This is a genomic window from Thalassotalea profundi (assembly GCF_014653195.1).
Lineage (GTDB): Bacteria > Pseudomonadota > Gammaproteobacteria > Enterobacterales > Alteromonadaceae > Thalassotalea_B > Thalassotalea_B profundi.
This window is the reverse complement of the sequence record NZ_BNAH01000002.1, coordinates 41353-64635: the sequence shown is the minus strand read 5'-3', so window position 1 is coordinate 64635 and position 23283 is coordinate 41353. Positions and strand designations below refer to the sequence as shown.

At 36.1% G+C, this 23283-nt stretch carries 16 protein-coding genes; 4 read left to right on the top strand and 12 right to left on the bottom strand.

Annotated elements, in window-relative coordinates:
* Positions 1–123: 123 nt before the first annotated feature.
* The 9 genes from IE155_RS02440 to leuS all read right to left on the bottom strand — a co-directional run bounded on the left by IE155_RS02440 (position 124) and on the right by leuS (position 9843).
* A complete protein-coding gene (locus IE155_RS02440) occupies positions 124–903 on the bottom strand; it encodes a septal ring lytic transglycosylase RlpA family protein (RefSeq protein ID WP_189376518.1) in 780 nt (259 codons plus the stop codon).
* A gap of 29 nt (positions 904–932) precedes the next feature.
* Positions 933–2048: a rod shape-determining protein RodA gene (rodA, locus tag IE155_RS02435; protein WP_189376517.1), complete on the bottom strand. Its 1116-nt coding sequence runs from the start codon at positions 2046–2048 to the stop codon at positions 933–935.
* Positions 2048–4018 carry a penicillin-binding protein 2 gene (mrdA, locus tag IE155_RS02430; RefSeq protein ID WP_189376516.1) on the bottom strand — a complete coding sequence of 657 codons (1971 nt, stop codon included), beginning with the start codon at positions 4016–4018 and terminating at the stop codon, positions 2048–2050. Before mrdA ends, rodA begins: the two co-directional genes overlap by 1 nt.
* A gap of 2 nt (positions 4019–4020) precedes the next feature.
* Positions 4021–4491 (bottom strand): 23S rRNA (pseudouridine(1915)-N(3))-methyltransferase RlmH, encoded by a 471-nt coding sequence (rlmH, locus tag IE155_RS02425; RefSeq protein WP_189376515.1) that lies wholly within the window; start codon positions 4489–4491, stop codon positions 4021–4023.
* Between the two features lie 11 nt (positions 4492–4502).
* Positions 4503–4820 (bottom strand): ribosome silencing factor, encoded by a 318-nt coding sequence (gene rsfS / locus IE155_RS02420; RefSeq protein ID WP_189376514.1) that lies wholly within the window; start codon positions 4818–4820, stop codon positions 4503–4505.
* A 169-nt stretch (positions 4821–4989) separates the two neighbouring features.
* Positions 4990–5640, bottom strand: a complete 651-nt coding sequence (gene nadD, locus IE155_RS02415) for a nicotinate-nucleotide adenylyltransferase (RefSeq protein ID WP_189376513.1) — start codon at positions 5638–5640, stop codon at positions 4990–4992.
* Between the two features lie 23 nt (positions 5641–5663).
* Entirely contained in the window at positions 5664–6707 is a 1044-nt protein-coding gene (gene holA / locus IE155_RS02410; RefSeq protein WP_189376512.1) for a DNA polymerase III subunit delta, read from the bottom strand.
* A gap of 29 nt (positions 6708–6736) precedes the next feature.
* The gene (locus tag IE155_RS02405) at positions 6737–7264 is read right to left on the bottom strand and encodes an LPS-assembly lipoprotein LptE (RefSeq protein WP_189376511.1); all 528 of its coding nucleotides are present in this window, start codon (positions 7262–7264) and stop codon (positions 6737–6739) included.
* Complete coding sequence (gene leuS / locus IE155_RS02400; protein WP_189376510.1) at positions 7264–9843, bottom strand: leucine--tRNA ligase; 2580 nt, start codon at positions 9841–9843, stop codon at positions 7264–7266. Before leuS ends, IE155_RS02405 begins: the two co-directional genes overlap by 1 nt.
* 272 nt (positions 9844–10115) lie before the next feature.
* Here leuS and IE155_RS02395 point away from each other — a divergent pair, with 272 nt between their 5' ends.
* From IE155_RS02395 to hppD, 4 genes are all read left to right on the top strand, one after another.
* The gene (locus IE155_RS02395; RefSeq protein WP_189376509.1) at positions 10116–10598 is read left to right on the top strand and encodes a zinc ribbon-containing protein; all 483 of its coding nucleotides are present in this window, start codon (positions 10116–10118) and stop codon (positions 10596–10598) included.
* 134 nt (positions 10599–10732) lie between these two features.
* On the top strand, positions 10733–13123 hold the full coding sequence (locus IE155_RS02390) for a Lon protease family protein (RefSeq protein ID WP_189376508.1): 2391 nt from the start codon (positions 10733–10735) through the stop codon (positions 13121–13123).
* Between the two features lie 359 nt (positions 13124–13482).
* Complete coding sequence (locus tag IE155_RS02385; protein ID WP_189376507.1) at positions 13483–15258, top strand: DEAD/DEAH box helicase; 1776 nt, start codon at positions 13483–13485, stop codon at positions 15256–15258.
* Positions 15259–15566: 308 nt separating this feature from the next.
* Positions 15567–16610, top strand: a complete 1044-nt coding sequence (hppD, locus tag IE155_RS02380; protein ID WP_189376506.1) for a 4-hydroxyphenylpyruvate dioxygenase — start codon at positions 15567–15569, stop codon at positions 16608–16610.
* 494 nt (positions 16611–17104) lie between these two features.
* On the opposite strand, the gene IE155_RS02375 is transcribed toward hppD, so the two are convergent.
* From IE155_RS02375 to IE155_RS02365, 3 genes are all read right to left on the bottom strand, one after another.
* Positions 17105–18022 (bottom strand): tetratricopeptide repeat protein, encoded by a 918-nt coding sequence (locus tag IE155_RS02375; protein ID WP_189376505.1) that lies wholly within the window; start codon positions 18020–18022, stop codon positions 17105–17107.
* A 184-nt stretch (positions 18023–18206) separates the two neighbouring features.
* The gene (locus IE155_RS02370; RefSeq protein WP_189376504.1) at positions 18207–20165 is read right to left on the bottom strand and encodes an alpha/beta hydrolase family protein; all 1959 of its coding nucleotides are present in this window, start codon (positions 20163–20165) and stop codon (positions 18207–18209) included.
* A 92-nt stretch (positions 20166–20257) separates the two neighbouring features.
* Entirely contained in the window at positions 20258–23032 is a 2775-nt protein-coding gene (locus tag IE155_RS02365; protein WP_189376503.1) for a TonB-dependent receptor plug domain-containing protein, read from the bottom strand.
* Positions 23033–23283: the final 251 nt, after the last annotated feature.

Here is a 23283-nt window from a genome sequence, read left to right as displayed (position 1 = left end):
AAATGCTATAGGTTATAAGAAAATAAATTGATATTCGCAAAAGTATACCAGCTTTATTTTTGAATACCACGAGCTTAAATTAGCAAATTGTTACAGGACATGGCAAGAGCGATAAAGGATAAATTATAGTGTTACTTTAAAAGCGCCTTGGTAACCATTAGCGCGTAAACTATTTAATAATGAATTTAAATCGTCAGTATTGTTGATAGGACCGATTCTTACACGATAAATACCATTGTTCTCATTATAAAAAGCGGGGTACTGGTACAGTAAGGATAAGGTTGAAGCTGTTTTTAAAGCAACGTTTTTGTCTTCAGTGGCAAATACTTGAATATGATCTTTTATGGTAATGTTTTTTCCCGCAAGGCTTGGTTCTTTTGATTGGGCTTTAGGCAAAGCTTCAATTAGCACATTGGCAGTTCCAGTATTGAGCATATCGAGTTTATAAGCTGCACTATATGACAAATCGATGACACGATTTTCGTGAAAAGGCCCTCGATCATTTACCCGTACGATGACTGATTTATTATTACTAAGGTTCGTTACTTGTACATAACTAGGTAGCGGTAAATTTTTATGGGCTGCGCTCATCGCGTACATATTATAAATCTCACCGTTTGACGTTAAATGTCCGTGAAATTTATTGCCATACCAAGAAGCTATGCCTTTTTCTACAAAATTGGTCGCGCTACCTAAAACACTATAACGCTTACCTCTAACTGTGTAATTTTTATTCCCACCTCTACTTTTAGGCTCTACTCTTGGTATTGGATCTTTTAATTCATTCTCAGTAGGTATACGTGTGGGGTGGCTATCATGTTTTTGTTGATAGCGACCATATTGCTGACTACAACTCGAAATAAAAGTAATAATGAGTAACAATAGTGTAATTTTTAGTATCATTTAGTGTAATTCTTTCACTTTATTTTGGGTTAAGCATGAAAGCGACGATGTGTACTGATAGCCATTAATATGCCAAAACCTGCCATTAAAGTCACCATAGATGTACCACCATAACTTACTAATGGTAAAGGTACTCCAACAACTGGGAGCAAACCTGAAACCATACCAATATTAACAAAAACATAGACAAAAAACGTTAATGTCAAACTGCCTGCTAATAACTTAGTGAAAGCTTGCTGCGCATGTACCGCAATCCATAAGCCACGCATTACAATCGTTAAGTAAACGAGTAATAATACACTCACTCCAATTAATCCAAATTCTTCACTAAATACTGCAAAAATAAAGTCTGTATGACGTTCTGGGAGAAATTCCAGTTGTGATTGTGTGCCTTGTAGCCAGCCCTTACCATGTAATCCACCAGAGCCAATGGCTATTTTGGATTGAATTATATGATACCCAGAACCTAATGGATCTTGTTCTGGATTTAAGAAGGTGAGCACCCGCTGTTTTTGATAAGGTTTCATCAGAAACATCCACAAAATAGGAGCAAAGGCTGAAGCTAATACAGCACAGCTCCCAATTAACTTCCAGCTTGAACCGGCTAAAAATATAACGAATATACCTGAACTTGCAATGAGTAATGAAGTGCCTAAATCAGGTTGGCGTGCAATAAGTAGAGTCGGAATTAATAATAAAATAAAGGCTATAAAAACATTAAGGATACGAACGGGTAAATTTTTTTGGCTAACATACCAAGCGATCATAACAGGGACTATTAATTTCATTACTTCTGAGGGTTGAAACATAAATACGCCAAGGTTAATCCAGCGCCTAGCTCCTTTTCCGATATGACCGAATAAGAGCACGGCAACTAATAGAAGTATCCCCATAATAAACATAGGAACCGCCCATTTTCGATAAATTAACGGGGGAATTTGTGCTACAAAAATCATAACAATAAGTGCAATTCCCATATTCCTAGCTTGTTTGATTGCCATATCTATACTCTGGCCACCTGCACTATAGACGATAAATAAGCCTAAAATCATTAATGATAAAATACCCGCTAATAAAGGCACATCTATATGTAAGCGTCGCCATATACTAAAGGTTTTTTGTTGATCTTGTCCGGTAGAATGCACTATCTATTCCTAGTTTTTTTCTTGTCTACATGCTGATAAATTTCTTCGTGTAGAGGGTGTTTAGTCTTACTAATAATTTCGCGATCCCCAAAGTACTGGTCCATAATTTGTCTAGCAACAGGCGCTGCGTTTGTTGAACCACCCCCCTTGGCTACGTTTTCAATTGCTACGGCAACCACTATTTCTGGACTTTCGAAAGGTGCAAATGCAACAAACATGGCATTATCACGCTTACTTTCTATTGTTGTTTCAGCATTATATTCCTCGCCTTGAGCAATATTGGCTACCTGTGCAGAGCCTGTTTTTCCGGCTGCATCGTAACGAGCGCCTTTGAAAGGGATATAAGCTGTAGCCCCTTTCTTTTGCACTGTATTATGCATACCGTCAAGTACAATATCCCAATGGCGTGGGTTGTTGAGTTCTATAGGTGGTTTTAAATCAATAGGCTGCTCAGTGGTTTTAACTTCTCTGTGCAGTCCATTACCATCATTACTAAAGCTCACTTCGCTTGTTGCCTTTAATAAATGAGGTACTTTAATTTGGCCTTTATTAGCTAAAATTGATATTGATTGCGCTAATTGCAATGGTGTAACAGTCCAGTAACTTTGACCAATTCCAACTGATAAGGTTTCACCGGTATACCACGCCTTGCCATATCGTGCACGTTTCCATTCTACACTTGGCATAATAGCGTGGTTTTCTTCATGTAGGTCAACACCTGTATATTCACCGAAGCCAAATTTTTCCATCATTCTAGCAATTTTGGTAATGCCTAATTTATAAGAAAGATCAAAATAATAAATGTTACATGATTGCTCTAATGACTTGGTTAAATTAACTTTACCATGGCCCCATTTTTTCCAGTCACGACGCTTGGTTTCAATGCCAGGTAATTGATAAACACCTCGATCATTAATTGTTGTGTGCTCTGTGATAATACCTTCTTCTAAGCCTGTTAATGCAAGTAATGGTTTTATAGTGGAAGCCGGAGGGTACCCTTGCACTGTTCTATTGATTAGAGGGAGGTTTTTAGAACCTGTAAGTTTGTTGTAGTCTTTGTAGCTTATGCCGTGTACAAATAAATTACCGTTGTAACTAGGGTTTGAATACATGGCCAAGATTCCACCGTCTCGAGGGTCTATAGCAACAACTGCTCCTCGCTTGCCTGATAACGCCCGTTTAGCGATCATTTGTAATTCGATATCTAAGCTCAGGGTCAGGTCTTTACCAGGTACGGGAGGAGTAAAATTTAACGTACGGATTACTCTACCTTGACTATTAATTTCAACCTCTTGGTTACCAATGGTGCCGTGTAATATATCTTGATAATATTTTTCTAATCCTAATTTGCCAATATTACGGGTGGCCGCATAATTCTCTGCTTTGCCTTGTTCTTCGAGCTTTATTTCATCTCTTCTATTAATGCGTGCCACGTAACCTAGTGAATGTGTTGTTAAGTCACCAAAGGGATAGTAGCGCTTTAAACGGGCATCAATAAAAACGCCAGGAAATTTATGCTGATTAACTGAAAATAGGGCAACTTGTTGTTCACTTAACCTAGATTGAATTTCAATTGGTTTAAAACGTCGTTTGCTTTTTAGTGATTGTAATACTTTTTTTTGTCGTTCATCACTAATATCTAATAATTGACTGACTTGTGTGATAGTTTCAGCAAAATTTGGCACTTGTTCAGGAATAACTTCTAAGCTGTAAACCGGTTTATTATCGGCAAGCAGGACGCCATTGCGATCGTAAATAAGTCCTCTATTAGGGGCCACAGGTAATAATTTGATGCGGTTAGAATTAGAGCGGGTTTTATATTTTTCATAAGACACTATTTCTAATTGATAAATATTGTAAAAAAGAATTAATAGCAACACTATTAGCCCGAGCATGGCAATAAATGTTCTACGTGCAAATAAATTTGCTTCTGCAGTGTGATTACGAATTGTAACGCGCTTGGTTGCCATCGTTACTCTCTGTGATAAGGATGGTTGTTATTAATACTCCAAGCTCTATATAAGCTTTCAGCTACGACTATTCTTACCATTGGGTGAGGTAAGGTTAAGGGAGATAATGACCATTTTTGTTCTGATGCTTTAATACAAGCAGGTGCTAATCCCTCAGGGCCACCTACAAGTAATGCTACATCGCGTCCATCTAATTGCCAGCGTTCTAACTGTTGAGCAAGTACTGGCGTCGTCCAAGGTTTACCTTCTACTTCAAGTGTTACTATGCGATTTCCTTTAGGGATAGCCGCTAGTGTTAATTCACCTTCTTTTTCTAATATACGTGCTATATCTGCATTTTTACCACGTTTTCCCGGTGGGATCTCGATTAAATCAAATGACATATCACGAGGAAAACGACGGCAGTATTCGTTAAATCCTTCAGATACCCAAGCAGGCATTTTATTGCCAACGGCATATAAGGTTAAACGCATAGTGACTTAAACTATTCCCAAAGTTGTTCTAACTGGTATCGATCTCGCATTTCATCAGTCATTATGTGGACAACAACATCACCTAAATCAACAAGTGACCATTCACCTACATCATTTCCTTCAACACCAAGAGGTTCTGTACCTTCAGTACGGCATTCAAGTGTTACAGACTGAGCAATTGATTTTACATGACGATTAGAATTGCCAGAGGCAACTATCATGAAGTCGGCAAAGTTGGATTTTTCAGAAATATTAATTGTTGTGATATCTCGACCTTTCATATCTTCGATTTTTTCAACAACAAAAGCGGCTAAAGCTTCAGATTGCAATGTATATTCTCTTTTTGGCTAGTATTATTGACATAATATCATTAAAAAACGTATAGGTTAACTAAGACATGTTGATCTTTGGTGTTTAATTTTCACACGAAATAATCAGCGCCTATTTAGCTATCGAAACTCCAGATATATCAATTTGTTATACAATGTGAATTAACGCCTATTTATTGGAATAGTATAGCTGATGTTCTTTAATATAATGTGTTATGTATGAAGGTAAGTCACTCAAGCGATTGGCTTTTTCATTTAACTGATCTCGTATATTAGTGGAAGATATAGCAAAGTTGGTTTGATCATATAAATAAATTTTTCCTGCGCGATGACTTTTTAATGTTGCTACCGTTTTAACTTGATGCTTGACAAGCAATTCTTGAGTTTCATCATTGATTTGATTAATACAATAATTAGGACGTCTACTAACGACGATATGGCAGTGGGTGAGAATGTCTTGCCAACGGTGCCAGCGAGTGAAACTGAGTAAAGAATCCATGCCGATAAATAAATAAAGTGTGTGCAATGGGTATGTTGCTTTAATTTCATTTAACGTATCAATTGTATATGAAGGTCTATTGCGTTGTAACTCACGGTCATCACAAGTAAATAAAGGATGATGCTGACAAACCAATTTAGCCATAGCTAATCGATGCTTACTATCAGCAATTACGTTATTTTTATGTGGTGGAATGTGAGCAGGTAATAATAAAACCTCTTCAATAGCAAGGTGGTTTGCTGTTGCGATAACCGAATGAATATGACCATTATGAATCGGATCAAAGGTGCCACCAAAAATACCTATTTCACGTTTTTTCATTATCTTACCAATGAAACACTTAATTATGAAAATTCATAATTAAGTGACAGTTTATGTAAACTCTCGCCATGGTATAAAGCGCTGATCACATCAGCAAGTAGTATATAACCATTAAATTCAACACTAGTTTTAGTGATTAAATCTGTTTGTGCGAGCCTGATTTGAGCATGGGCTAAATTTGATGCGCTAATTTGAGTTAATGCATTTTTATATAAGGGTTTACGCTTATCCCATATTCGGTATTGGCTATATAATTCAGAGAGAGATTTACCTTGAGAAAGCTGCTCTTGCATGGCTAATAATTGCGATATTTCCTTGTGAATAGGCCATATTAACTGTGCAACAGCAATACCTTCTTGTTGAAGTTGCTCTAGCATTGTGATGCATTTATTGATGTCACCTTTTAACATTGAATCAGTTAGCTGAAAAGCACTGAATTTTGCTTGTTTAATAATGATATTTTCAGCATCTTCTACACTGACTTGTTGCTGTTGAAATAATAAAGAAAGTTTTGCTAATTCCTGAGACAAGGCTAGGAGATTACCTTCAAATAATTTAGCTAACATTAAAGTTAAGTCTTGATGTAAATTAAGGTTAAGCTGTTGAGCTTGCTGGTAAATCCACTGGCTTAACTGTTTTCCTTCTATATCGTAAATTGGTAGGAATACTCCTTTACTTTCAACGGCTTTAAACCATTTACGTTTTTGATTGGCAGCGTCTAGTTTAGCGCCATGTAATATAAGTAAAATATCAGGTGAAAGGTTGTCACATAATTGAATGAGCTTTTTACTCCCCACATCTCCTATTTTATTTGAACTGAGTTCAAGCTCTATCATGCGTTGATTGGAAAATAGGCTAAGCGAGTTATATTCTTGCTCTAATAAGCTCCAATCAAATTTATCGTCAACATAAAAGCGAATGAGTTCGCTGAAGCCTTGTTGTTGTGCCTGATGTTTTATTTGACTAAGTGCATCATTTTTTTGCCAAGGTTCATCGCCAAATATTAACCAAATGGGTGCCATATTTTTATTTAAAGTGTTGGCAACTTGGTTGTGATATATGCGCATAGCTTTATAGCTCGTATAAATTAATGGGGTTAACGTTGAATACTGGCTAAGTTACGTATAATTTTATTTGCAGCTTCTTGACGCATTTCGCTTAACATTAAGGCTAATTCTCGGCTTTTTGCTAGGGCTAAATCAGGATCATCTTGATAATCACGATTTAGCTCAATTTTAAAGCTCTCAAAATCTTCATTAGCAAAGCGTAATTGGTATCTCACTGTATAAATTAGCTCATATTCAGCTACTTGCCCATTTGGAAAAACAGAAAGCGTTCGACGATTTAGGGTATCTTTTAAAATATTGAGTTCAGGTAAAGTTTTATCATAACTTTTGGTGATCTCTACTTTATTAAGTAATAAATGCTGTTTAACTATACGAGTTAATTCGCCATATTTATCGACCGAAGTTACGTTGATATGCTGTAATTGAGCGGCGATAAAATAATCGCCGCGAAGCGAAAAGCCACAGCCAGACATTAATATACAGTACAATAAAACTGCGAAAGGTTTATTAAGTAGTTTTTTGATTGATGTCGTAAATAGTTGACTGTGAATTTTCATTAGTTAGCCACAATATTAAGTAGTTTTCCAGGAACATATATCACTTTACGAACTGTTTTATCAGCAATGAATTTAGCAACATTGTCTTCGCTTAAACCTAAAGACTCTACTTGTTCTTTGCTTGCATCAGCTGCAACAGTAATTTTTGCTCTAAGCTTACCATTAACTTGTACGATAATAAGCTTTTCATCTTCAATAAGAGCGGCTTTATCAACTACCGGCCATAGTGCTTCTTCAACATGATTATTATTGCCTATATCTTTCCATAGTTGATGACACATATGAGGAGCGATAGGCGTCAACATTAATATGACAGCTTGAACAGCTTCTTGCATAACTGTTCTATCTTCTATCGTACTTAATGGTGCTTTTGATAAGTGATTCATTAATTCCATGATTGCTGCAATAGCGGTATTAAACGTATTTCTTCGACCAATATCATCGGTAACTTTAGCAATAGTTTTATGTACTTCACGGCGTAATGTTTTATGATCGCTACTTAAGGTAATTTCAGCTAGTGGTGCAACATCACCACTTTCGGTGAAGTCGTAGGCTAATTTCCATACACGTTTTAAGAAGCGATGTGCTCCTTCAACACCAGAATCAGACCACTCTAAAGTTTGCTCTGGTGGAGAGGTAAACATGATAAATAAACGTACAGTATCTGCGCCGTATAAATCAATGACCTGTTGAGGATCTATTCCATTATTTTTCGACTTAGACATTTTACTCATGCCCGCTGATATAACTGGCTTTTTGTCGTGCTTGCTGATAGCTGAGATTATTTGTCCTTTTTCATTACGTTCAACGATCACGTCAGAAGGGGCAATCCATTCTTGGCCACCATTATCAGCTTCTCGATAATAAGTATCAGCTAGAACCATGCCTTGACAAAGTAAGCTTTTAAACGGCTCACTGCTTTCAACTAAACCCACATCACGCAATAGTTTATGAAAAAAACGTGCATATAATAAATGTAATATGGCATGTTCAATACCACCAATGTACTGATCAACAGGTAACCAATAGTTAGCTTTTTCTGGATCTAACATTTGGCTGTCGTCATTTGGTGAACAATAGCGGGCGTAATACCATGATGACTCCATAAAAGTGTCAAATGTATCAGTTTCTCTGAAGGCTTCTTCGCCGTTATAAGTTGTTTTTGCCCATTCTTCGTTGCTTTTTATCGGTGAGGTTACACCATCCATTATCACATCTTCAGGTAAAACAACGGGTAATTGATCTTCAGGTACAGGGACTGATTCACCGTTAGCTAATTTTAACATTGGTATAGGTGTCCCCCAGTAACGTTGGCGAGAAACCCCCCAATCGCGTAAACGGTAATTAACAGTTACCTTACCCTTGTTTTCAGAAACTAACTTATCTGAAATAGCTTTAAATGCTTGTTCAAAATCTAAACCATCAAATTCACCTGAATTTATTAGAATATTTTTTTCAACAATAGCTGCTACAGTAATATCATCAGAGTCACTGCCTTGAATTACTTGTTTAATTTCAAGGTTATACTTTTTCGCAAATTCCCAGTCACGCTGGTCATGGCCAGGTACAGACATTACGGCCCCTGAACCATAATCCATTAACACAAAATTTGCCGCCCATACTGGCACTGGTTTTCCTGTTATTGGGTGTATAGCAGTTAATCCTGTATCAACACCTTTTTTTTCCATCGTAGCCATATCAGCTTCAGTGGCTTTATTGGTTTTACATTCTTTAATGAAGTTGGCTAATTCAGTATTGTTTTCAGCTGCAGCTAACGCTAAAGGATGCTGAGCTGCTAGTGCCACGTAAGTAACACCCATTAATGTATCTGGACGTGTTGTGTAAATATCAAATGATTGATCTGAATCTGCAAGTTGGAAAGTCATTTCAACCCCTTCAGAGCGACCAATCCAGTTACGTTGCATGGTTTTTACTTGCTCAGGCCAACCGTCTAATAATGCTAAGTCATCTAAAAGCTCTTCGGCATAATCGGTAATTTTGATGAACCATTGTGGAATTTCTTTACGTTCAACAATTGCACCAGAGCGCCAGCCGCGCCCATCGATAACTTGCTCATTGGCTAATACTGTTTGATCTACAGGATCCCAGTTAACGGTTGCATTCTTTTTATATACAAGGCCTTTTTCATAAAGTTTAGTAAAAAACCACTGTTCCCAACGGTAATAGTCTTTTTTACAGGTGGCTAATTCTCTATGCCAGTCATAACCAAAGCCTAAAGACTTTAATTGATTACGCATATAATCAATGTTTTCATAGGTCCACTTGGCTGGGGCTGAATTATTTTTAATGGCGGCGTTTTCAGCAGGTAAGCCAAAAGCATCCCACCCCATCGGTTGCATTACATTTTTTCCTTGCATCCGTTGGTAACGAGAAATTACATCACCCAAACTATAGTTACGCACATGGCCCATATGCAGACGCCCGCTTGGATAAGGAAACATTGATAAACAATAGAATTTCTCTTTACCTGGAACTTCTTGTGCACGAAAAGTTTGGTTATCAGTCCAGAATTTCTGAACATCAGCCTCGATAGATTGGGGGTTATAAGTGGATTCCATTAACGATTTCTCAAAAGACTAGAATTGGGGCTTTTTTAAAACAGGGATATTGTAATAACCCTGAATATTTCAACAAAAAGCTTGATATAAATTAATCGGCATAGAATACCTTATCGTGAGGGTTTTTAACAAGTTTATTAAAGGTATTCACAGACTTTTTTCGTAGTAAGACTTTTTCTTATAGTACTATTGTCTATACTGATTAATAAGCTTTAAAGCGATTATTGCTCGCTCAAAGTTTACTAATTGTTCGAACTACCTGAGGAGGTATTATGTTAAATAAACCTGTAATAACTGATTTTTATCAAAAGTTATCAGTATGGTTAACTGATGTGAAAAAACATGAAGTTACTCAAATCGTCGAATTAGTTGAACAAGCAAAGGTTATTTTATCATCGGCTGAATCAATTCCTGAAGAAAAAATAAAGCAATTCATTGAAAATTTTAAATATGATTTACATGAATTTTATTTATCGAATCAAGAGCAAGCCAAACATTCTATTTTTTTAGCTTTATTGAATGAGTCATTTTGGGCATTGTTAGTCAAAATAACTGACAAGTCGCAAGTGGAGTGGGCTGAGCTTTGTGAAGACTTTGATCACAATGGCGATTATAAGGAAGGTGATATAATCGGTTTTGGTAAACTTACCTGCGTTAACTGTCATCATTCATTGTTAATTTCTAGACTTAGCCAGGTAAGTAAGTGTTTACACTGTAATCATGATCACTTTATTCGTGAAAGCTTAAGTCCATAGTATTTGTCTATCGCTAATTTGTCAGAGACTTTTTGCCAAAGGCATTTATATACGTGTAAACTACGGCTTTATCAACATGATTACGATAGTTTATAGAAGATGTTTGTTGTTCAAACATTAATAATGAGAGTCTAATGAAAGAAACGCATCAAAAGTTGCGACTTACTCCTGAAAAGTTAACGGCTAACTTAGCCATTGAATTATTTTCCCAAATTGAAAACGCTGAAAATGTCGAGCAAATATTCATTGGTCATGAACGTGCTAAAGAAGCACTTAATTTTGGACTGTCGATGGAGTCCCCTGGCTTTAATGTTTATGCAATGGGTGAACATGGTACAGGTAGACAAACTTTAATAAAGCAAATGTTAGCAGCTACTGCTAGTGAACAACCAACACCTTCAGAATGGTGTTATATCAATAATTTTGATGATGTACATGCACCTCATCGACTTTATGTTAGCCCTGGTGATGGCAAACAACTACTGGCTCGCCTTGATACTTTTATTGATGAGTTATTAGATTTATTTCCTGAAATTTTCGATAACCCAGGTTATCAACGTCAAAAAGCAGCAATTGATAGAGAATTTAATCAAAAATATGATGAAGCTATCGCTGTCGTTGAAGAAACCGCACTAAAAAATAATGTTGTGCTATTTGAAGAAAATGGTGAAATAGGCTTTGCTCCTTTGGTTGATGATAAACCATTAAATGACAAAGAATTTGCGAATTTAGACGAAATAAAACGCAATGAATTTTATGCCTTGCTTTCGACCTTAGAAAATTTACTTTCTGAAAAATTAATTGAATTACCTTTATGGAAGCGAATTTCATCAGATAAAATGCGTAAACTTAAATATGAAACGGCAGAGCAAAGTATTCGGCCTTTTTTAAAAGAGTTAGAGCATGAATTTGCCAGTAATATTGGTGTATTAAAATACCTTACAAAAGTGAAAGCGCATGTTGTTGATGCCGTGCTTGAAATACTCGTTGAAGACGTTGGTGAGCAACTTAACGACAAAGAAGCAAGAAAATTAATGGTCGAGCGTTTTTTACCCAACTTATTGGTGGCAAGAGATCCGGGAGCCGGAGCTCCTGTTGTTTACGAACAAAACCCGACATTTCAAAATTTATTTGGACATGCAGATTTTGCTTCATTTCAAGGGTCAACTTATACCAGTTACCGCTTGATCAGAGCTGGCGCTTTGCATAAAGCTAATGGTGGATATTTATTGTTAGATGCAGAGAAACTTTTGAATCAACCGCTTGTGTGGTCACGTTTAAAGTTAGCCTTGAAAACCGAAGAAATTACCATTGAAAATCCTTATTCAGAGTATAGTCAGCCAAGTGGTGTGACATTACAACCTGAAAAAATCCCCCTAGAAGTTAAAGTTATTTTATTGGGTGATCCTGAGCTTTATTATACCCTACAAGATTATGATCAAGAGTTTACTGAATTGTTTCGAATTTTAGCTGATTTTGATCGTCACCTTGAAAAAAATGATAAAAATTTAACGGATTATGCTCAACTAATTCGTCAAAGAGCGATTAAAAAAGACTATCCGCATGTTGATAAAAGCGCCGTATTAGAATTAGTGAGATATGCGCTTCGTCGTGCTGAACACCAACATAAAATTTCTGCCAATATTGTTCAGGTAAATGATTTACTTGATGAAGCTGTTTATTTATGGAAAAAAAATGGGAGTCATGGGGAGCTTAATGCTAGTTGTGTTTTACAAGCTTTGGCAGCAAAACAGCGACGAACAGGCAGAATTAGTGAAGCTTGGTTAAGTGAAATTAAAGAAGAACAAGTTCTTATAAGTACGAGTGGTAAACAAATAGGTAAAATTAATGGATTAACGGTATTGGAAATAGGCGATAGTGTTTTCGGTACCCCTGCACGTATTAGTGCAACTGTTTATGCGGGTAGTCACGGCATAACTGATATAGAAAGAGAAGTTGATTTAGGTAAATCAATTCATTCAAAAGGTGTGTTATTACTCTCCGGGTATATTGGACATAAATATGGACAAGGCTTTCCAGTTTCTATTTCCGCTAATATAGCCATTGAGCAATCTTATGGTCATATCGACGGTGATAGTGCGTCGATGGCAGAATTATGTGCGCTTATTTCTGCAATTGCGAATTTACCTATTGACCAAGGGATAGCGATAACAGGTTCTATTAATCAGCATGGTGGTGTGCAGTCAATTGGTGGCGTAAATGAGAAAATAGAGGGCTTCTATCGTTTATGTGAAGACAAAGGATTAACGGGAACCCAGGGTGTTATTATTCCTAAGACTAATGTAAGTAATTTAATGTTATCTGATGAAGTGATTAATGCAGTTAAAAACAATAAATTTTCTGTCTATTGTGTTGAAGATATAGATCAGGCTTTAGAGATATTAATGGGAGTAGATGCTGGTAAAATTAGCAGTACAGGCCGCTATCCACGAAAATCTATCCATGGCTTAGTATTAGATAAATTGTCTGTTTTCTCTGAACTGCTTAATGGGGAAGAAGAGTAACTGTAATTTATAGCCACCTTCATTTTTAGATAGTAAAGGTGTATGAAACAAATATAACTTTTCGACTATCTAATGAAAAGTGGCGATTACAGTCTTTGACTTACTCCCTTAAATTAGTATGATTTTAAAGATTTGTCTTGCTTATTAATTAAACGTATGTATAATTCGCGCCTCGATATAAGGCCGTCATGGAATTGGCCTTTGAAATGTGTGGGGTTATCCCAATAGACTTGCCTTACTAGCATCCTTAGCTAGTTAACGAATGTGCCTAAAGTCTTCCCGGTGGTTTCCTCGTAATTGTACGCGGGTATATGCGATAGATTGCTAAGCTGCCTGCCTTAAGAAGACGAAAATTATATATGACTGATATTAACAATGCCTCTGTTGGCTTTGATACCCTTGGCTTGCCTGAAAACCTACTTTCTGCATTAGTTGTGTTAGGTTTTGAATCATCAACCCCTATTCAAGCAAAAACAATTCCACCATTATTAGCAGGGAAAGATGTACTAGGTGAAGCACAAACAGGTACGGGAAAAACAGCCGCATTTGGATTACCTGCTTTAGCAAAAATAGATGTTTCAATCAAAAAGCCACAATTGATGGTTTTAGCGCCAACACGTGAATTAGCGATTCAGGTTGCTGAAGCAATCGAAACATTTGCTAAAAATATGAAAGGTTTAAAAGTAGCTACTTTATACGGCGGTCAATCTTACGGGCCTCAATTTCAGCAGTTAGAGCGTGGTGCTCAAGTTGTTGTTGGTACGCCGGGTCGATTAATGGACCACTTACGTCGTAAGAGTTTGAAACTAGATAATTTATCGTTTTGTGTGCTTGATGAAGCTGATGAAATGTTAAACATGGGCTTTTTAGAAGACATTGAGTGGATCTTAGAGCATTTACCGAAAGAAACTCAAATGGCGTTATTTTCTGCGACTATGCCTTCACAAATTCGTAAAGTAGCTAATCGTTTCTTAAAAGATCCTGAGCATATTAAAATTGCCGCAGTTAAGAAAGAAAAAGCCAATATAACGCAATATGCGTGGAAAGTTAGCGGCATAAATAAAATTACTGCACTTGAGCGTATCGCTGAAAGTGTTGAATATGATGCAATGATAATTTTTGTACGTACCCGTAACGACACTATTGATGTTGCTGAAAAATTAGAGCGTGCTGGCTATGCAGCTGTTGCCTTAAATGGTGACATGAACCAAGCACAACGTGAACGTACTGTAGATCAATTAAAATCAGGTAAGTCTTCTATATTAGTAGCAACTGATGTGGTTGCTCGTGGCTTAGATATTCCACGTATTTCATTAGTTGTTAATTATGACTTGCCTGGCGATAACGAAGCTTATGTTCATCGTATTGGTCGTACAGGTCGTGCAGGTCGTGAAGGGGTTGCAATCTCATTCGTACGTCCTCGTGAAATGTATTCGCTACGTCACTATGAACGTTTAACTTCTGGTGTAGTCAAAACTTATGAATTACCAAGTATTCAAGAAATAGGTAAAGCACGTATTGAGCGCACACGTAATGAATTAGCAACAGCTGTTGCCGATAAAGATCTTACGAATATGCGTGAAATTATTGAGGCAATGGCTGTAGAGTCTGAATTGTCTATTGCTGATTTAGCTGCTGCTTTGTTGTATCAGAAACAGTTAAATCAACCATTACAGCCAAAAGAAGATCCTAAGCCTCGCCGTGAAACACGTGACCGTAATGAGCGTGGTGGGCGTGGCGACAGCCGCAGAGATTCACGAGGTGATAGAAGTAATCGTGCTGAACGTGGTGAAAGAGCTCCACGTAAGTCAAAATCTGTTCGTAATGATGTTGATTGGCAAACATACCGTTTAGAGGTTGGTAAAGAGCATGGCGCTAAACCAGGTGATATTGTTGGTGCTATTGCTAATGAAATCTCACTAGACAGTAGTTATATCGGTGCAATTAACTTACATGAACGTCATAGCTTTGTACAATTACCTAAAGGTATGCCAGATAAATCATTTGCACAATTAAAGCGTGTTAAAATTCGCCGTCAATCATTAGAAATTTCTGTATCGGATGCACAAGCTTCTACAGAACGTGCTCCTAGAAAACGTAGTGAAAGAGCTGATCGTCCAAGACGTGAAAACTAAACTACATTCGTTTTGAATTAAGGCGCTTTTAGCGCCTTTTTTTATGGGTGAAATTTCATCGCTACTAAGTAACAGCTTATGAAAATTATATGTTGAAGAAAAATTTTCAAGGTTAAAAATCATGTGTAAATTAATTGATACATCACGACTTCAACCCTTGTATGGGCTGTGCTGATATAGATAATTTATTGTTCATATTATACGTACAAAATTTGTTACGCACTTAAATGAATTGGATTCTCTACAGGCTTTCTAACTGTCTATAACCTCGTAATAATAGCAACAATTGAGTTGTTAGAGAGACAATTATGACAGATGTTAAAAATCCATTAAAACTTTGTGGCATAGAATTTACAGAATATGCAACACCAGATTCAGACTTCATGGAAAAAGCTTTCTATGGTTTTGGTTTTTCTAAAACTAAAAAGTTTAAAGGACGTGATATTGAGTATTTTAATCAAAACGATATTCATTTTTTATTAAATAAGGAACAAGCAGGCTTTTCAAAAGAGTTTGCTAAAAGCCATGGTCCAGCTATTTGCTCAATGGGCTGGCGAGTTGAAGATGCGGATTTTGCTTTTGAACAAGCTATAAAGCGTGGTGCTAAATCAGCGCAAGATGTTGAAAATAAATTACCTTATCCCGCCATTTACGGTATTGGAGATAGTTTAATTTATTTTATCGAAAAATTTGGTGCTAAAGGTTCTATTTATAGTGATGATTTTGAAGCGATTGATAAGCCTGTTTTTGTAAAAGATAAGGGCTTTAAAGCGGTCGATCATTTAACTAATAATGTGTATCAAGGTACAATGGAGCATTGGGCTAACTTTTACAAAGATGTTTTTGGCTTCACTGAAGTGAGATATTTCGATATTAAAGGTGAAAAAACCGCGTTAGTTTCTTATGCATTACAATCTCCTTGTGGCAAGTTTAGTATTCCTATTAATGAAGGAAAGGGCACTAACAATAATCAAATTGATGAGTATCTCGATGAATATAACGGGCCTGGTGTTCAACACTTAGCATTTATTACCGATGATTTAGTTGGCTCTTTAGATCAATTGGATAAAGATATCATCGATACCTTAGATATTGTACCAGAGTATTATGACGATGTATTTAAACGTATACCTTGGGTGAAAGAAGATCATAAGCGTATTCAAGATCATCAAATACTTGTAGATAGCCAAAGTGAAAACTCATATTTACTACAAATATTTACTAAAAATATCTTTGGTCCAATATTTATTGAAATGATCCAACGAGTGGATGATAAAGGCTTTGGTGAAGGTAACTTTACTGCTTTGTTTAAGTCGATTGAGTTAAATCAAATGGAGCGTGGAGTGTTGTAAGTTTACTTATAATTATCTATAAATAAAAAACCAGTAGATAACTACTGGTTTTTTGTTTGTATTAATTAAAATAATCAAATGTGCATAAATTTTAACTTCATCTACTATGTTAATGTCAACAGTTTGATGCCATTTAACAGTCATTATACCCAGTAGAAAAAATTAGTCCTCTACTACACTATGTAAATTACTTGCAATTTACATCATAATTATGCCTTTAACAAACCACATGGCACGAAATTCTAGAAGCTAATAAAGGGTTTTTACACTCATTTTATTACTATTAAAAGAGATAAATACCAATTCTCCAATAAAAGGAAATGCTACAAATACCATTAATTATATTAATCTCTTTTCAAGGAGCTGGTGTTTTTGACATACACCTATCATTGGTAATATAAGGAATAATATTAGGTAAATTAAAAGTATTATAAAATATTCTATCATACCTCCGTAAATTTAATAACATTGACTATTACGCCTAGCGTCAAACATTAATTTCCTGATATCAGATTAGCATTACTTAACTCGTTCATTGTAAGAGATATGTCATTACTATCTGAGTATATTCTGCAGTTTGTTTTCTTGGTACAACCTCTTCCTTGGATATGACTTCCGGTTGATTTCCCGTCATAGAGAGAGTTGTAAGTAACTCTCTCTATGGCGTTACTTAATGCCATTTGGAAAGATAACTTCTCACCGGTTACCGTTATAGTTTCTATATCTTCGTCTAGTGCTCTTATTTTACTATATTCTTTAGATGTTTCTTCAGTGCTATTGATAAGGTTAACTAAGCGATCTTGACTGTCTTTATAATGTGAAAAAGCGAGACGCTTATATCCCTTGGCAGCTTGTAAGGCGTCTTTTTCAACTAAAGTGCCTGTTTCTCTTAGTATTGAGAGTAAGTATGTTGCATCTTTATTGCCTTTGGCTTCTGCCCGTAATAATAAATCTAATTCGTCACTATTATCAGCTTTATTAAAGTCTAACGTTAATAGGGCAGTTTGATAAAGCGCTTGAGAATAGTTTTCTTTAACAGAACGAGAGAGCCATAAATTTGATTTTTCGATATCTTTATCCGTACCAATACCATCTCTATAGTATGCGGACAGAATGAACATCGCTTTACCAGAGCCGCTTCTTACGGCGCGCTTTATCTTTTTAAATGCTAACTCAGGGTTTTTTTCAACGCCTTCACCCGTTAGATAGGCAGAAGCTAATAAAATTAATGTTTCTGGATTTCCATAGCGCGAATGTTTTTTTAATTTTAAAATTTGGGCTTTACAGCTATCATCTACACATAGCTTTTCTTCTGCAGTTTCAATTCCTTGGTTATTATTATCAAACGCAAAGCTAGCTTTTGAAGTTAAGGCGAGTGATAAAAGTAGGGATGAAATGATCCATTTTTTCATAAATATTTCCTTTTAAATTTTACATTGAAAGTAAACATACTATAAGTATTAGAGATATACACACTATTTGCAAGACTCAAATGTTACAAAACTTTTATCATTAATTAAAAAAGCACCTTATTAATAAAGGTGCTTATTTGAAAATTTAATTGGGATAATATTTGTACACTTACTTAATTAAAGATTATTGACCAATATGCTTATCTAAAAATACACCTACTTTTTTGTATAAGTTATAAACATTGTCTTGATCTCTAAAACCATGTGCTTCGTGATCTTCAACTAGTGATTCATAAGGGTAATTCATTTCATCAAGCTTTTTAGTGAGCAGTTCATAGTTTTTAATTGGTACACGGGCATCCATACGACCATGTACTAAAAATAAAGCGGCTTTTAATTTATCTAAATGATAAATCGCAGAGCGTTCTTTAACGAACTCCTCATCGTAAGCATTCCAGGCCTCTTCTAAGAATTTACGGCCTGATTTGTGTAAACGTGTATCTGATTCATCCTTTTGAACTGCAATATCATATACACCCACATAAGGTATCGCACATTTATATAAGTCAGGTTCTTTTACTACGCCCATCATAGCAGCATAGCCACCGTAACTAGCACCATATATACAAACTCGGTTTTTATCCGCTATGCCTTCTTTAACAGCCCAATGTACAGCATCAGTTAAGTCATCCTGCATCTCCATACCCATTTTACGGAAATGATCATACTCAAAAGACTTTCCTCGACCGCCTGAACCACGATAGTTAACTTGCATGACAGCATAGCCTAAATTAGCAAAATATTGCGCTTCGGGATTAAATCTCCAGCTATCTTTAACACCATAAGGCCCACCATGTACAACTTGTACTAACGGTAAGTTTTTAGTTTTTCCTTTTGGCAATGTTAAATAGCCTCTAATTTCTAATCCGTCACGTGCGATAAAGCTAAATGGTTTCATTGGCGCCATTTGCTTATAATCTCTATGTGGGGCAGTATCTAATAAAAAGCTTAATTTGTTTGTTGAACGATCAAATAAATAATAAACACCTTGTTTAAGATCGCTATAAACCACTACAAGCAACTTATTATTATCTTTTGTTGTATTAATCACACGTACAAAGTCATTGGGAAAAGCAGCAGACAATGACTCCATTAATTGCACATCAGGATGAGATGTATCTAAATATTCTTTTACTAAGTAACCAGGTTCACGAATAACACCAACAACAGTAGGATTAGTCGCATCAAAATCGTAAATATAGTTCTCAATAACAGCATCACCAGGTAAGTCTATTATGTCTGAAAGTTGTTTAGTTTTTGGATCATATAACTTAATTGACGTGCCAGCATTAATGTATAATTTTTTATTATCTTTTGTAAATGCTATAGGTCTAAAGATACCATCTTTTATTGAACGCTCATCAATTAACTGCCAATCATCCTTGTTATTATCGCGATAATATACCGTTGTAACACTTTCTTCTTTTTCTTTATCGTAAGTTGTTCCAACAGATAATCTGACTATCTGGTTATTATCAGTAAATAAACGGCCATATTCTTGAGCCGCTTTAGCAACATAAGTTTGTCTAGCATTAAATATATTAAGCTTATAAATTGAAGAAAATTTAGAATCAATAATATCGATTAATATATGCTCTTCATCATCGTCAAGCGTATCTACAATTCGAAAAGCACTTGGTTGGCCCATTGCTTTTCCAGGGCGAGCTGGTGTTGGTAATAACTGTCTTTTTTTACTGCCGTCAGCATTAGCGCTAAATAGAAATCCTGTGGCTTGAGCTTTCTCTAATGGACCAACTTTATCAACCATTGATGCATATACTCGTTCGTTGTTTAACCAACCAAACTCACCCACTTCTGAGTCATCACCAAAATTCAGTAATGATATTATTTTATGGCTTTCAGCTAACATAACAGCAAGCTGCATATTATCGTTGATTTTTACTTTAGCGGCTAAATATTTACCTGTTGGTGATATACTTAAGCTATTAATTTCTGAGTATTTAAAGAATGTCTCAACAGGCAACCTAGTAGTATTGTCTGCAGCAAAGCTGTAATTGATGTAACTCTGTAATACTATAAACGTTACTAGAACTTTTTTTAAAAATGTATTTATCTTTATCATTTGAATATCCTTAGCATCCTTGTTTTTAATCTCTATAAAAAAAGGCAGCTAAGCTGCCTTTTTCAAGTTTTGGCAAAAATTGCTAAAAAGTTTTAGAATGTGTAACGAACTTCTGCACCTATTTCACGTCCTACTGAACCGCCACCGTATTGGAAGCTATTATAGTAAGGCCATTCTTCATGAGATTCGTCTTCTGGCGGTCTCTCATTTAGTAAGTTTACTACTTGTATATTAAATGCTAAATCTTCAGTAAATCTATAAGTAGCAGTTAAGTTAAATGTAATGTGAGGGTGTAATCTATCCACATTACCATAGTCTGCGTGTGCTTCATCTGAATATTCAACAGGTTGTATCCAAGCAGGGATTGAACCAATTCGACGGCCACTAAGGGTAACGCCCATATCATCTGTTGACCAACTAATAGAGCCATTTATAATTGAACGCGCATCGTCATTCCATGCTTTATCACGGTCGCTTTCGTTAGTATCTTCATCTGTTGCCTTATATACCATTTTAAGTACATGAGACCAGCCAAGATTGAAATTAAAATCGCCGTATTCACTTTCAACTTTATAACCAAGTGAAGCATCTAAACCTTCAATACTATGCTCAGCTGCATTGATTGATGATGTATCTACTGAGCCAATTTGACCTGGGTCGATATCATCTAAGCCTGTACGTGTTATTTGGCTATTAATTTGCGCACAATAATCGCTGCCAGGTACTCGGTCTTCTAAACCAAATTTACAATTGTAGGCATTATCAAGTAGACCTTGTACACTTTCAGATACAACAATTTGTTTTAGTTCAATACGATACCAATCTAAAGACGCATTAAAGTTTTCAGTAATATCCCAGACCATACCTACGCCGTAAGTATCACCTTCTTCTTCTTTAAGTGTTGTTGTACCTGCTCTATAACCTCGAACTGATTTAGCATCACAAAAATCTTGGTTAGTTTGGAAAGCTTCTTCGCCATCATAGTCTATTTCACATTTAACCCAATCATAGGCTGTAGAGTAAAAGCCTGACTGATCAGCAAATACACGATGCATATCAGGTGCTCGGAAACTTTGTCCCCAGTTAGCACGAAGCAAAATATCTTCAGTAGGGTTGTAAGTCAGACCTACTTGAGGAGTAAAACGACCACCCACTTCAGTAGTATCGTCATCATATTTGTCGTAACGGCCTGCTAATTTAAGATCTAAATTTTCTAAAACTGGTACGTCTAATTCAAAACCTGCAGCATAGCGTTCACGATCACCACCGCCACCAGTACCAGTTAAATTATACCAGCCTTGTCCTTCAGTATTTAGTGTACGCTCATCAGGAGTAAGGGTGTATCCTTGTTTATTCCATTCTGCTACTACAGCAAACATGGCATCACCAGCAGGCAATTCAAACGCTGAACCGCTAAGAACAAAACTGATGTTATTTGAATATGAATCAGAAATAATGACTTGATCACCAACTAACTGGTCCACTATTGAACTATCAATTGGGTCATATAAGCCAACAGTACCGTTACCATCAGGTAAACCAAAACCGTGGGTACCTGTTCCGAAAAATAATGGCACTACCATTTCTTCTTTAAACCAAGCTCTAGTTGAGTTTGATTCAGCTTCACTACGACTAACAATAAACTCGTAATCATAATCTTCAAATAATGTACCACGTGCACCAATGTTGAAAAATAATGAAGTTTCATCGTAGCTTGAGTCTCTCCAGCCTAATTCTTCTTGACTAAATTGACGTTGCTCTAATACATAATCTAAACCGTCGTAGTTACCTGCGCCCGGTGATGATTCTACTTCTAATATGTTCGAACTTATCCAATGATTACCACCACGAACTAAAGATTCTTGGTCAGAAAAAAGTACATCAGCAAAAAGTTCTGTACCATCGTCTAATTGGTATGACCCAGTAACATAACCTGAAAGTGTATTTCGTTCGTTACGAATAGTGCGAAGCCCAGTAAAGTCGCCACCACAATAATAGCCGCTACCTTCACGGTATGCATATTCGAAACCTGATTGAGAGTCAATACATGCTTGCTCACCTGGATCACGATATTCACCGCTAAAGTTATCAAGTTTTAAGATAGCACGATCTAAATAATCTCTTCCTGCTGGACCATCATCAACTGAATCTAACCAATCACGTTGCGATGCAAAAATTGGATCTTGGGTATGATATTCTAAAGCAGCTGTAACACTATAATTATCGCCAGAAGTACCTGTAACTATTTGAAAGCGATCCTGTTGGCCACCACCTTCAGTAGCTCTACTTGTTAAGTAGTTAACAGTAGTTTCATTGATATCTGTTTTTGTAATGATATTCATTACACCAGCTACAGCATCAGAACCATAAACTGCAGATGCGCCACCTGTTACAACTTCAATTCGCTTGATAGCAGCAAATGGAATAGTAGATAAGTTAACAAAGTTTGAAGAGCCATTGTAAGGACGAGGATAATCAGCCATACGACGACCATTGACTAATATTAAGGTCTGGTTTGTTCCTAAACCTCGTAAACTAACTGTTTGAGCATTTGGTGTAAAACCACCTTGCGCACCAAATTCAGCACCTTGTACAGTACCCGAAGCCGAAGTTAAATCTTTTAATGCATCGTACGCTGTTGAGAAACCTTTATCGCGCATTTGTTCAATATCGATAACAACAATAGGGCTAACTGTTTCCATATCAACACGTTTAATACGAGAGCCAGTTACTTCAATTTTTTCAATTTTTTCTTCAGAGTCTGATTTATTTTCAGCTTCTTCTTGTGCAAAAGTGTATGCTGAAGTTGAAGCACCTAGCAATAACGCTGCTTGAATGCTTAACGTGAGTAAGTTTAGTTTTTTCACTATGATTTCCCTGGATTTATATATTTTTTTAGTAGATATACTTATTGCATATCATTAAAGCTCACAATTAAATCTTTTATGAAAATAAAAATAGAATTGTAACCTTGCAGACTAGTTTGTAACATAACATTAACAGATAAGTAAAGTAGGATTTGAGTGCAATTACGTATTTATAAGTGATTTTTTGTAATTTATATTTTACAGGCTAATAAAGAGGCATTTTGGCTAATATTTAGCCCTTGTATTGATAA